The sequence below is a fragment of the Paracoccus sp. MC1854 genome (assembly GCF_014164635.1).
Classification (GTDB): domain Bacteria; phylum Pseudomonadota; class Alphaproteobacteria; order Rhodobacterales; family Rhodobacteraceae; genus Paracoccus.
Window position 1 is genome coordinate 28,820 of record NZ_JACJFU010000020.1, and the last position, 12,409, is coordinate 41,228.

General features: G+C 66.5%; 10 protein-coding genes. All 10 read left to right on the plus strand.

Translation table 11 applies throughout. The features are described 5' to 3' along the window. Nucleotide 1 precedes the first annotated feature (1 nt). The 10 genes from H5395_RS13500 (at nucleotide 2) to H5395_RS13545 (ending at nucleotide 12,245) form a co-directional block, all read left to right on the plus strand. On the plus strand, nucleotides 2–628 hold the full coding sequence (locus tag H5395_RS13500; RefSeq protein ID WP_182793098.1) for a DUF2460 domain-containing protein: 627 nt from the start codon (nucleotides 2–4) through the stop codon (nucleotides 626–628). Then, the gene (locus H5395_RS13505) at nucleotides 625–1,509 is read left to right on the plus strand and encodes a DUF2163 domain-containing protein (protein WP_182793099.1); all 885 of its coding nucleotides are present in this window, start codon (nucleotides 625–627) and stop codon (nucleotides 1,507–1,509) included. Before H5395_RS13500 ends, H5395_RS13505 begins: the two co-directional genes overlap by 4 nt. Continuing rightward, nucleotides 1,506–1,949: an NlpC/P60 family protein gene (locus tag H5395_RS13510; RefSeq protein WP_182793100.1), complete on the plus strand. Its 444-nt coding sequence runs from the start codon at nucleotides 1,506–1,508 to the stop codon at nucleotides 1,947–1,949. Before H5395_RS13505 ends, H5395_RS13510 begins: the two co-directional genes overlap by 4 nt. A gap of 10 nt (nucleotides 1,950–1,959) precedes the next feature. Beyond that, nucleotides 1,960–5,934 (plus strand): glycoside hydrolase TIM-barrel-like domain-containing protein, encoded by a 3,975-nt coding sequence (locus H5395_RS13515; protein WP_182793101.1) that lies wholly within the window; start codon nucleotides 1,960–1,962, stop codon nucleotides 5,932–5,934. A gap of 8 nt (nucleotides 5,935–5,942) precedes the next feature. Further along, a complete protein-coding gene (locus H5395_RS13520; protein WP_182793102.1) occupies nucleotides 5,943–7,418 on the plus strand; it encodes a DUF2793 domain-containing protein in 1,476 nt (491 codons plus the stop codon). Between the two features lie 11 nt (nucleotides 7,419–7,429). Next, nucleotides 7,430–7,738, plus strand: a complete 309-nt coding sequence (locus H5395_RS13525; protein WP_182793103.1) for a hypothetical protein — start codon at nucleotides 7,430–7,432, stop codon at nucleotides 7,736–7,738. A 73-nt stretch (nucleotides 7,739–7,811) separates the two neighbouring features. After that, a complete protein-coding gene (locus H5395_RS13530; RefSeq protein WP_182793104.1) occupies nucleotides 7,812–8,486 on the plus strand; it encodes a D-Ala-D-Ala carboxypeptidase family metallohydrolase in 675 nt (224 codons plus the stop codon). A gap of 150 nt (nucleotides 8,487–8,636) precedes the next feature. Then, nucleotides 8,637–8,882 carry a hypothetical protein gene (locus H5395_RS13535; protein WP_182793105.1) on the plus strand — a complete coding sequence of 82 codons (246 nt, stop codon included), beginning with the start codon at nucleotides 8,637–8,639 and terminating at the stop codon, nucleotides 8,880–8,882. A gap of 338 nt (nucleotides 8,883–9,220) precedes the next feature. Continuing rightward, entirely contained in the window at nucleotides 9,221–11,005 is a 1,785-nt protein-coding gene (locus H5395_RS13540) for a DUF262 domain-containing protein (protein ID WP_182793106.1), read from the plus strand. A 142-nt stretch (nucleotides 11,006–11,147) separates the two neighbouring features. Next, the gene (locus tag H5395_RS13545) at nucleotides 11,148–12,245 is read left to right on the plus strand and encodes a Fic family protein (protein ID WP_182793107.1); all 1,098 of its coding nucleotides are present in this window, start codon (nucleotides 11,148–11,150) and stop codon (nucleotides 12,243–12,245) included. Nucleotides 12,246–12,409 lie beyond the last annotated feature (164 nt).

Below are 12,409 nucleotides of genomic sequence, written 5' to 3' on the forward strand. Positions count from 1 at the left end.
CATGGCGTTTCACGAGGTCCGGTTTCCGGACACCATCAGCCGCGGCGCGCGCGGCGGCCCGGAACGGCGCACCCAGATCGTTGAGCTGGCCTCCGGCGACGAGGAGCGCAACGCCAGCTGGGCCAACTCGCGCCGCCGCTATGACGTCGCCTACGGCATCCGCCGCGCCGACGATCTGGCGGCGGTCGTCGCCTTCTTCGAGGCCCGTAACGGTCGCCTGCACGGCTTCCGCTTCAAGGACTGGGCGGATTACAAATCCTGCCTTCCGTCACAGCCGCCGCAGCCGACCGACCAGGTCATCGGCACCGGCGACGGCGCGACGACGGCCTTCCATCTGGTCAAGCGCTATACCTCGGGCGGACAGTCCTGGTCGCGGGCGATCACCAAGCCGGTCGCCGGCACCGTGCGCATCGCACTCGGCGGTGTCGAACAAACCCCCGGCTGGTCGGCCGACACCACGACCGGCGTCGTCACCTTTGCCGCCGCACCCGGGGCTGGCGTCGCCATTACAGCAGGCTTCGAGTTCGACGTGCCGGTGCGCTTCGACACCGATGCGCTCGACGTCACCCTCGACCTCGAGCGGCTCGGCTCCATCACATCCATTCCGCTGCTGGAGATTCGGCGATGAAATCCCTCTCCCCTGCGCTGCAGGCCCATCTCGACGACGGCACGACGACCCTCGCCTGGTGCTGGCGGATCACCCGGGCAGACGGCATCACGCTGGGCTTCACCGATCATGATCGGGCGCTGGCCTTCGCCAGCACCAGCTTCGAGCCGGAAAGCGGATTTGCCGCCTCGGAATTCCGCTCCGGCTCCGATCTCGCCGTCGATGCGCAGGATGCCGCCGGAGTGCTGACCTCGGACCGGATCACCGAGACCGACATTCTCGACGGGTACTGGGACAATGCCGGCGTGGAGCTCTGGCGGGTGAACTGGTCCGACCCGAGCCAGCGGGTGCTGATGCGCCGCAGCGCAGTCGGCCAGATCCGGCGCGGCCGGATGGCCTTCGTGGCCGAGGTGCGGTCGCTGGCGCATGTGCTCGGCCAGACCGTCGGGCGGACGTTTCAGGCGGGGTGTGACTCGGCGCTGGGCGATGCCCGCTGCGGTGTCGATCTCGAAAATCCCGCCTTCAAGGGCACCGGCGCCGTCATCGATCTCCTGCGCGACCGGGCCTTCACCGCCTCGGGGCTCGGCGGCTTCATCCCCGGCTGGTTCACCTTCGGCACGCTAGAATGGACGCGCGGCGCCAACGCGGGACGGCGCACCGAGGTGCTGGGTCACGACGTCCGGGACGGCATCGCGCTGCTGACGCTGCTGGAAGCACCGGTGCGGCCCATTGCCGAGGGTGACGTCTTCACCATTCGCGCGGGTTGCGACAAGCGCATTGAGACCTGCGGCGCTAGGTTCGCCAACACCACCAGCTTCCGCGGCTTCCCGCATATTCCGGGTCAGGACGCCATCCTCCGCTATGCCAGCCAGGACGGCGGCCATGAAGGGGGCGTGTTGTGATCGCAGCTGATCCAGACGACGTCATCGCCGTCGCGCGGTCGTGGCTCGGTACGCCGTATCACGATCAGGCCAGTCTCCGCGGCGTCGGCTGCGACTGCCTCGGGCTGGCCCGCGGCATCTGGCGCGAGGTCGTCGGCCCGGAGCCGTTCCCCATTCCGCCCTACAGCCGCGACTGGGGCAAGGCCGGCCCGCGTGAAGTGCTGGCCGAGGGGGCGCGCCGGATGATGCCGGAGATCGCACCTTCCGAGGCCGGTCCGGGCGCCCTGCTTCTCTTCCGCATGGCGCCCCGTGCCATCGCCAAGCATGTCGGGATCGTCACCGGGCCCGACAGCTTCATCCATTCATACGAGCTGCTCGGCGTGATCGAGGAGCCGCTCACCCCGGTCTGGCGGCGGCGCATCGCCTTCGCCTTCCTGTTCCCGCGCTCCAACAGCATCTGAAAGATCCCACATGGCTACCTTGGTTCTCGCGGCCGCCGGCTCCGCGATCGGCGCCAGCATCGGCGGCACGATCCTCGGCGTCAGCGCGGCGACCATCGGCGGCTTCATTGGCTCGACCATCGGCTCCGCCGTCGACAGCTGGATCGTCTCGTCGCTGGCACCGGCGCAGCGCATCGAGGGCGCGCGGCTCGACAGCCTGCGCATCACCTCCTCGACCGAGGGCACGGTGATTTCCCGACTCTACGGCCGCATGCGGATTGGCGGCAACATCATCTGGGCCACCGATTTCCGCGAGGAAACCAGCACGACCCGTCAGGGCGGCGGCAAAGGCGCCGGGCCGAAGGTCAGGACCACCGAGTACCGCTACTACGCTTCATTCGCGGTGGCGCTATGCGAGGGTCCGATCACCGGCATCGGTCGGGTCTGGGCCGACGGCAAGGTCATGGATAGGACCGGCGTCACCTGGCGCTGGTATCCGGGCGACGAAGCGCAGAGCCCGGACCCGTTCATTGCGGCGAAGATGGGTGCAGGGAGCACCCCCGGCTATCGCGGCACCGCCTATGTGGTCCTCGAGGAACTCGATCTCGGCCCTTACGGCAACCGGCTGCCGCAGATCAGCTTCGAGGTGTTCCGGCCGCTCGCGGATCCCGACACCGCGGAGGGACTGGTGAAAGCGGTGACGCTGATCCCCGCCTCGGGCGAGTTCAGCTATGCGACCGCACCGGTGAAGAAATCGACGGCCCCGGGCGGCGCCACCTCGGCCGAGAACCTGAACGCGATGACAGACACCGCCGACATCGTCGTGGCGCTGGACAGGCTGCAGGCGATGGCACCGGCGGTGGAAAGCGTCAGCCTGGTGGTCGCGTGGTTCGGGGATGATCTGCGGGCCGGAAGCTGCAAGGTGCGGCCCGGGGTCGAGGTTGCTGCGAAGACCACGACGCCATCGGCCTGGTCGGTGAACGGCGTTACGCGTGCCGATGCCTTCCTCGTCAGCCGTGATGCCGAGGACCGGCCCGTCTATGGCGGCACCCCGGCCGACTTCGCGGTGGTGCAGGCGATCCGGGAGATGAAGGCCCGCGGGCTGCGGGTGACCTTCTATCCGTTCCTGCTGATGGACGTGCCGCCGGGCAACACGCTGCCGAACCCGTATTCCGACAATGCTGCGGCGACTGGTCAGCCGACTTTCCCGTGGCGCGGCCGCATCACCTGTTCGCCGGCCGCCGGTCACGAAGGATCGGTCGACAAGACCGGAACAGCCGCCGCGCAGGTTTCCGCGCTGTTCGGCAGCGCGACGCCTGCCAGCTTCAGCGTCTCGGGCGAGAGTGTCAGCTGGCTAGGTGCGCCCGGCAACTGGGGCCTTCGCCGGATGATCCTGCATTACGCGCATCTCTGCAAAGTCGCCGGAGGCGTCGACGCCTTCCTGATCGGGTCGGAGATGCCCGGCCTGACCACGATCCGCAGCAGCGCCAGCACTAATCCCGCCGTGCAAGCCTACCGCGACCTGGCCGCGGATGTCCGGACGATTCTCGGGCCGACCACGAAGCTCGGCTATGCCGCCGACTGGTCGGAGTATTTCGGGCACCATCTGCAGGACGGCAGCGGCGACGTGTTCTTCCACCTCGATCCGCTCTGGGCCGACCCGAACATCGATTTCATCGGCATCGACAACTACATGCCGCTATCGGACTGGCGGGATGGCCTCACACATGCCGAAGCGGCCGAGGGCTGGCCCGCGATCTACGACCGCGCCTATCTGCAGGCGAACATCGCCGGCGGCGAAGGCTTCGACTGGTTCTATGCTTCCGCGGCCGACCACACCGCACAGGTCCGTACGCCGATCACGGACGGTGCCGCCGGCAAACCGTGGGTGTTCCGCTTCAAGGATCTGCGCGCCTGGTGGTCGAACCCGCATTTCAACAGGCTGGGCGGTATTGAGAGCGGGATGCCCACCGCATGGGTGCCGCAGTCGAAGCCGATCTGGTTCACCGAGCTCGGCTGCCCGGCCATCGACCGCGGCACCAATCAGCCGAACGTCTTCTTCGACCCGAAGTCGTCGGAGAGCTTCACCCCGCATTTCTCGCGCGGCTGGCGGGACGATGCGATCCAGCGGGCGTATTTGGAGGCGACGTATCTCTGGTGGGGTAAGCAGGCGAACAACCCGGTCTCGTCGCTCTACGGCGGCCCGATGGTGCACGTGCCCGAATGCGCCGCCTGGACCTGGGACGCCCGGCCCTATCCGTTCTTTCCCGGCCTGACGGATGTCTGGACCGATGGACCGAACTGGCGGCTCGGCCAATGGCTGACCGGGCGGCTCGGCACCGTGTCGCTGGCCGCGCTCGTGCGGCACCTCTGCCTGCGCGCCGGTATGCCGGAAGAGCAGATTGACGTCTCCGGGCTCTGGGGCGCCGTCGAGGGCTATGTCATCGGTGCGCTCGAAAGCCCGCGCGCGTCCATCACCACTCTGGCCCGTCAGTTCGGCTTCGATGCTGTGGAAAGCGAGGGTCGCATCCGCTTCGTGATGCGCGGTTCGATCGCCAGCGCCACCATCACGCCGGACAGCATGGTCGCCTCTGCGTCCGCACAGGGCGAGGTGATGGAGCTGACCCGTGGCCAGGAGACCGAACTGCCGCAGGCCCTGAAATGGCAGGTTGCGCGGGCCGACGAGGATTATGACGCGGCGCAGGTCGAAGCGCGGCGCATCACGGTCGACACGACCCGGATCGCCGCGGAAGCTTTTCCGATGGCGGTGCCACCGGAGGAAGCAGAGCGCCGCTGCCGCCGCGCGCTGATGGAGGCGTGGGTGGGCCGGGAAACCGCCGTCTTCCGCCTGCCGCCCTCGCGGCTGGCGCTGGACCCCGCCGACGTGATCCTCCTCGATCATGATGGCCGCTTGGCCGAGATGCGGCTGGTCTCGGTCGCCGACTCGGACGTGCGTGGCATCGAGGCCGTGCGGCAGGACCGTTTGGTCTACGATCTGCCCTCGGGCGAGCCGCGCCCCGCGTCGCTCTCGACGCCCGTCGTTTTCGGTCCCCCCGAGATCGTCATCCTGGACCTGCCGCAGCTGCGCGAAGATCATCCGGCCCACCGTCCCCTGATCGCCGCTCATGCAAAGCCGTGGCCCGGTGAACTGGCGGTCTATCGCAGCGCCGCCGCGGATGGCTTTGAGCTGCTGACAACCCTTGGCACCCGCGCCAGCATGGGTGTGCTGGCCGCGGATTTCCACGCCGGGCCGGTGTCGCGCTTTGATCTCGGCAACACGCTCGTGATCGATCTGTTCTCGGGCACACTGGAGAGCGTCACCGACATCGCCCTGTTCGGTGGCGCCAATGCCTTGGCGGTGGAGACCGCGGCCGGTCAATGGGAGATCGTTCAGGCCGGATCGGCGGAGCTGATCGCTCCCGGCCGCTATCGTCTGACCAAGCTGCTGCGCGGCCAGCGCGGCACGGAGGGCGCCATCGTCAGTGTGGCCCCGACCGGCGCGCGGGTCGTGGTTCTCGATCGGGCCCTGACATCCCTGCCCCTCGGCGAAGCGGACCTCGGTCTGCCGTGGAACTGGCGGATCGGCCCTGCTTCGCGGCCGGTCAGCGACGACAGCTTCGTCGCGACCACCTTCACGCCCGAAGGCGCCGGGCTACGACCCTTCTCCGTCGTCCATGTCGAACAGCCGTGGCGCACGGCCCGAAGCCCCGGCGATCTGATCATCCGCTGGATGCGCCGCTCGCGCTCGCTCGCCGGCGACAGCTGGGGCCCGGGCGACGTGCCGCTCGCCGAGGACATCGAGGCCTATGAGGTGGAAATCTTCGACGGCGCGACCGTGAAACGCCGGCTGACCACGGCGACGACCAGCGTCCTCTACACCGCCGCCCAGCAGATCGCCGACCGGGGTGCGCTGCTCGGTCCCGGCGACAGCCTCGACATCCGCATCTGCCAGATCTCCGCTCGGATCGGGCGTGGGGCCGCACGCTTTGTCACCCTCAGCTTCTGAAGGCCCCCATGTCCGACCTCACCACCCATCTCCAGCTGCCCTACATTCTGGCATCGCAGGCCCAGAAGCATGTCACCCATAACGAGGCGCTGCGGCTGCTCGACGCCATGGTCCAGCTGTCGGTGCTCGACCGGGATCTGACGGCGCCGCCCGCCAGCCCCGTCGACGGCGACCGCCATATCGTTGCCTCCGGCGCGACCGGCCTCTGGGCCGGCTGGGATCTGAACGTCGCCTTCCGCGTCGACGGCGCTTGGATGCGGCTGGTGCCGCGCCCCGGCTGGCTGGCCTGGATCGCGGAGGAGCAGGTCTTCGTGGTCTGGAACGGCAGCGTCTGGGAGCCGGTCGGCGTGCCGCAGGATCTCAAGGCGCGGGTTCTCGGCCTCGGCGGCGCCACCGCCGACAGCTACAACCGCCTGTCCGTCAACACGCCCGCGGTGCTGCTCAACAATGACGGCGCCGGGATCGAGGCGACGGTGAACAAGGCCGCGCCGGCACATGATGCGGCCTTCGCCTTCAAGACCGGCTTCTCGGCCCGGGCACTGTTCGGGCTGCTGGGCAGTGACGATTTCAGCGTGAAGGTCAGCCCGGATGGCAGCAGCTTCATCGAGGCGATCAAGATCGACCGCAGTAGTGGCCACGTGGAGTTGCCGCAGCCCACCATCCTGCCGGGCCTGAGCGCGGCGCCGTCACCGCCGCCAGCGGGGAAGGCGGCCGTTTATGCCCGCAGCCGCGCCGGGGCGCCGTGGATCGACGTCATGCGACCCTCGGGTCGGGATTTCCCGCTGCAGCCGCATTTCGGGGTAAACCGCATCGCCAACTGGTCGCCCTCGACCGGCATCACAATCAACACCGAGGGCCTGCCGATCACCTCAGTCGGCACCGTCTCGACGCCCGGCCTGGCCGCCACAAACCTCGCGACATCCATGCGCCGCTGGCGACTTACTTCTGCCGCCACCGTCGATGCCGCCGCTGACCAGCGATCGGCAGGTTGGGCCTGCTGGCGTGGCAATGGAGCGGGCTTGGGCGGCTGGACTTTCGCCACCCGGTTTTCACTGACGGCGTTGCAGGCAACCGGCATGGGGTTTTTCGGCCTCTACGGATCCACAGCGGCGGTTGCGACGACGCTGACGCTGGCCGCTGTTGTCAACTGCATCGGCATCGGCTTCCAGCGTGGTACCCATGCGAACTGGCAGGTTGTCCGCAACGATGGCACCGGTGCGCCGCCCTTGACCGACATGGGCGCATCCTTCGCCATTGCCACCGGCGGCGTGCTGACCGTCTTCATCGCTGCCCCGCCCAACGGATCCTCGGTCTGGGTTCGGGTGGTCGACGAGGTCTCAGGCGCGGTCTTCGAGCAGGAGATCACCGTCGATCTGCCCGCCAGCACCCAGTTCCTGTCGCCTCGCCTCTATCTCAACACCGGCGCCACCGCCGGCGCCGTCGCCTACGACTGCTCCGGCCTCTACGTCGAAACCGACTATTGAGAGCCTCCGACATGACCGACGAACCCACCCTTCTCGAGGGCGCTGCGCAGTCATTTCGCGACCACGGTCTGACCGCCGCCGTCACAGCGCTGATCGGCGGCAGCTTGGCCATCGCCGCCTCCGTCACGCGCAAAGCGTTCACCAATGAGGCGATGCTGGAGCGCCTCGACCGCGAACTCAGTCTCGAGCGCGAGCGGATCGACAAGCTGCGCGCCGAGGATCGCAAGGCCGACGCTGACAGGCTGGAACGGATCGAGACCGACATCCGCGCCATGCGCGACCTGATGTTCGGAGCCTTCCAGCGTGGCCGCACCGACTGACCGACTTCCCACACCGTCAAACCTGCCATCCACCCCCGCCGAGAAGCGGGGTTTTGCATTTCTGGAGAATGACATGCCGACCACGACTTATGCCCGTTTCCGCGACGTGCCCGAAACCGCCTGGCGCTGGCCCAGCTTCTCGCCCGCCGAGATCGCCTGCCGCGGCACCGGCGCGATCAGGATCAATTCCGAGGCGATGGACAGGCTGCAGTCCTTGCGCAATCGCCTCGGCAAGCCGCTGATCGTGCGCTCGGGTTATCGTAGTCCCAGCCACAACCGCGCAGTCGGCGGGGCCCCGGCCTCAAAGCACATGCAGGGCACGGCCTTCGACATCGCGATGGCAAACCACGATCCGGTGGCTTTCGAAGCAGCGGCGCGCGCCGTTGGCTTCCTCGGCTTCGGCACCTATCCCCGCTCGGGCTTCATGCACATCGACCTCGGCCCTGCCCGCAGCTGGGGCGAGCCGTTCCCGGCGCGCCCCGTGCCCTTCGCGCCAGAGGTGCCGCCCACCCGCGAAATTCTGGCCGACAGCCGCACTCTGAAAGGTGGCGGGGCGGCCGGGCTGGCCACCGCCGGTGCCGCCGGTGTTGAGGTCGCGCAAGAGGTCCTGGTCGAAACCCAATCCGCCATCGTCCCGCTGGTGCCTTACCTCGACACCCTGCGGTGGGTTTTCATCGCCGTGGCGCTGATCGGCATCGCCGTCACCATCCACGCGCGGCTCGATGACTGGAAACGGGGCCAGCGGTGATCGGCTGGCTCCTCACCCATGGCCGGGTGCTCAAGGCGCCGGGCCTCATCCTTACCGCCGCAGCGATCCTGCTGTTGTTGCTGAACCTCCGCCGTGCGGGCGAACGCGCTGGGCGCGTCGCCGAACGCCTCGACGCCAGAGAGAGAAACGATGCCGTCCACCGCCAAATGCTCGCTGCTGCCGTCCGGCGCCCTGCTGATCGCGATGCTTTGGCTGACCGGCTGCGGGATGGCCGGTTCTGAGAGGATCGCGCCCTGCCCGCCCGTCGTCGACTACACCGCCGCCGATCAGGCACGCGCGGCCGACGGGGTCGAGGCCCTTCCGGACGGGAGCGTGATCATCCGCATGTTCAGCGACTACGCCGTCCTGCGCGACCAGGCGCGGGTGTGCAGGTAGAAACCGGGCCCGGCAGCAGCACTGCGGGAAGCGCCAGACGCCTCGACCGCGGCGCAGCGCCCGGCCCGGTTCATGGATTCACGCTGTCAACGAGCGGCAGGGATTCGCTGCAGGGGGATGATGACACGGCGGGGCGGCGTCTGTCGCGTCTGGCGATAGGCACAATTGTGCACTTCGATTGAACGCCGCCACCGTCCATCTGGCGGGCGACCCTTGCGCCGCAGCGCGCTGCGGGAAGACCGGTTTCCCGATTTCGGCACCAGCACGGCAACTTGGGCCTAGAAGAGTTCCCCCGATTTTGCGAGGTGTCATCTGTACGATCATGAGGGAGAGGCTGCATGGTTATTCAAAGAATTCAGAGCGAAGACTGCTCGGTCGCCAGCCTCTTTCAGTCCTTCTACGCCGTCCCTGACTATCAGCGCGAGTATGTCTGGGATACGGACCAGGTCGAACAGCTTCTGAAAGACGTTCGCGAAGAGATGGGCGATGGTGCCGCTCAGGATGCACCGGAATACTTCATCGGTAGCATCGTTGTCTGCCCGGGCCGAGACGGCGTGCTCGACCTAATCGACGGCCAGCAGCGCATGACGACCCTCTACATCACACTTTGCGCGCTCCGCGACCGGCTGGCAGAACTTGGTGCGCCACCTTCGTCCGTGTTGAACGCCCAGATTGCCGATGCGGCGGTAGACGTTTCGGGCGAAGAACGTCGGCGATACCGGCTGGACCTGCAGTACGAAGACAGTGGCGACGCGCTGACACGCCTTGCCGATGGAAACGCCATCGACCAGGCTTGGACCCAGTCGATGCGAAATATGCAGAACGCCCATCATGTTGTTACCCGGTTCCTCATCTCGGAATTCGGCCAGGACGTCGCAGCGGTTCGCAAGTTCTACGGCTATCTCACCAACAAGGTGAAATTGATCCGCATCCAAACCGAGGACGTGGCGAAAGCGTTGAAGATATTCGAGACGATCAACGACCGCGGTGTCGGCCTGAACTCGATGGACCTGCTGAAGAACCTCCTGTTCATGAAGACGCCCAAGGGCGAGTTCGACCGGCTCAAGGACACTTGGAAAGAGTTGCAGGACACGATCTTCCGCATGGGCGAAAAACCCCTGCGCTTTCTGCGCTACTTCATCTTTAGCCGCTACGACGTCGAACTTCTGCGCGAAGACGAGATCTATGGCTGGTTCTCGAAGAACGACGGACTGGTCGGTTACGGTCGCGATCCCATCGGCTTCGCCAAGGAGCTCGTCGCGGCGGCTCGGGCCTACGAGTGCTTCCGTGAAGGCAAGAACGAGAAGGGTGATCGCAACCGGTTCCTCGACAACATTCGGCTACTCGGGGGCCAGGCAGCGCGGCAGCATCTGATCCTGCTGCTGGCGGGGCGCCATCTTGGTCCAGCACTGTTCGACCGGCTGGCGGCCGAGGTCGAGAACCTCTTCTTCTGTTACGTCATCACGCGTGAGCCGACGCGTGACTTCGAGCGCAACTTTGCGAAATGGGCGACGGAGCTTCGGGCCATCAAGAGCGAGGAAGAACTGGACGCCTTTATCGTGGCTCGGTTCGACAAGGCGAAAGCGGACCTTTCGAACCGATTCGATGACGCGGTGGGGCGTCTCGCGCTCCGCAGCCTGCAGCTCTACCGCTTCCAGTACGTCCTCGCCAAGCTGACCCAGCAGGTTGACTTGTTGGCCTATGGCGAAACCGAGGGCACGAGGTGGCTCACCAATTATGTCAGCGGCGGGTATGAGGTCGAACATATCTTCCCGCAGATCCCGAGTGCCGAAGCTGCCGCAGAGTTCGGACCGATCAGCGACCCGGAGGTTGTACAGAGATTGGGCAACCTCGTCCTCGTCGAGAAATCTATCAACACCTCTCTCGGCAATCGGCCCTACAGCAAGAAGCGGCCAGTGTATCAGCAGTCCAAGCTGCTGTTGACGCGGGCGTTGAGCGAACGGCCAAAGGTGGGCGCAAATACCCGCATCGACAAGGCTGCCGCTTCCATCGTGCCTTACGCCTCTTGGAACGAGGCATCCCTGCATGAACGGCAGCGTTCCCTTGTGACGCTTTCCAGAGCCGTCTGGGGCCTTTCGGAGCAGGCCGGCCCAACCGCCTGACTTGGATCCGTAGACTGGCACATGGCTGAATCTCGGCTCCTGCGGAGAATAGGCCCTCTTTACTCCGCATTTTCTGCGGCGTTCTTCCTTGCGCTTGCGGAGAATGCCCCGCATAATCGACGCGCATAGTGCGGAGATTGTAGTGTACATCTGGGAGCAGCCGGACTGGCCAAAGCTGACCTGGCAGGACGCGACCATCGCAGCCCCGCTGGCGGCGGTGCGCCATGACCAAGGCCGTCTGATCGGCCGCATGGAGGCGCTGGGCTTCAAGCTGCGCGAAGAGGCCGTGCTGCAGACCCTGACTCAGGATGTCGTCAAGACGAGCGAGATCGAGGGGGAGCAGCTGGATGCCTCGCAGGTCCGTTCCTCGCTTGCCCGGCGCCTCGGGATTGACATCGGCGCCCTGCCCCCGACAGACCGCAACGTCGAAGGGATCGTCGAGGTGATGCTGGACGCGACCCGGAACTATGAAGCCCTCCTGACCACCGAGCGCCTGTTTGCCTGGCACGCCGCCCTGTTCCCAACGGGGCGCAGCGGCATGACGCGCATCAGGGTCGGGAACTGGCGCGACGACAGCATGGGCCCGATGCAGGTGGTGTCAGGGCCGTATGGCCGGGAACGCGTGCATTTCGCGGCACCACCGGCCACTGAGGTCGCGGCCGAGATGGACACCTTTCTCGCCTGGTTCAACGCGCCCCTGACAACCGATCCAGTGATCAAGGCTGCGCTGGCGCATTTGTGGTTCGTGACCATCCACCCGTTCGAGGATGGGAATGGCCGCCTCGCCCGCGCCATCGCCGATCTGGCCCTCGCTCGGTCGGAGCGCAGCCCACAGCGGTTCTACAGCATGTCGGCGCAGATCAGGCTGGAACGGAACGCCTATTACGATCAGCTGGAACGGACCCAGAAGGGCGGCACGGACGTCACTCCATGGATCCTGTGGTTCCTCGATTGCCTCGGCCGCGCAATCCATGGAGCGGATGGCGTCTTGGCGGCCGTGATCGCCAAGGCGCAGTTCTGGGAACGGGCCGGGGCGCTGGCGCTGAACGAACGCCAGATCAAGGTACTCAACCGTCTGCTCGACGGCTTCGAGGGCAAGATGACATCGTCGAAGTGGGCCACGATTGCCAAGTGTTCGCAGGACACGGCGAACCGGGACATCGCTGCACTGATCGACCTCGGTCTGCTGCGGAAGGGGGAAGGTGGAGGCCGCAGCACGCATTACGAGATGGTGCTGTGAGGGCCCCTGGCCACGATCAAGGCTCCCCGCTGTCGGGGGCCTCGTCGAACGTTGATGTGGCGTTGATGTGGATTGCGGACATGCGAAAGCCCCGCTTTGAGGCGGGGCGTAAGCTGCTGACATATTGTATAAATTTGGTTGCGGGGACAGGATTTGAACCTGTG

What these genes read in the sequence shown, in the direction of transcription:
- H5395_RS13530 (WP_182793104.1), top strand. Translation starts at nt 7,812, where the DNA reads ATGCCGACCACGACTTATGCCCGTTTCCGCGACGTGCCCGAAACCGCC.
- H5395_RS13500 (WP_182793098.1), top strand. Translation starts at nt 2, where the DNA reads ATGGCGTTTCACGAGGTCCGGTTTCCGGACACCATCAGCCGCGGCGCG.
- H5395_RS13515 (WP_182793101.1), top strand. Translation starts at nt 1,960, where the DNA reads ATGGCTACCTTGGTTCTCGCGGCCGCCGGCTCCGCGATCGGCGCCAGC.
- H5395_RS13540 (WP_182793106.1), top strand. Translation starts at nt 9,221, where the DNA reads ATGGTTATTCAAAGAATTCAGAGCGAAGACTGCTCGGTCGCCAGCCTC.
- H5395_RS13520 (WP_182793102.1), top strand. Translation starts at nt 5,943, where the DNA reads ATGTCCGACCTCACCACCCATCTCCAGCTGCCCTACATTCTGGCATCG.
- H5395_RS13525 (WP_182793103.1), top strand. Translation starts at nt 7,430, where the DNA reads ATGACCGACGAACCCACCCTTCTCGAGGGCGCTGCGCAGTCATTTCGC.
- H5395_RS13505 (WP_182793099.1), top strand. Translation starts at nt 625, where the DNA reads ATGAAATCCCTCTCCCCTGCGCTGCAGGCCCATCTCGACGACGGCACG.
- H5395_RS13535 (WP_182793105.1), top strand. Translation starts at nt 8,637, where the DNA reads ATGCCGTCCACCGCCAAATGCTCGCTGCTGCCGTCCGGCGCCCTGCTG.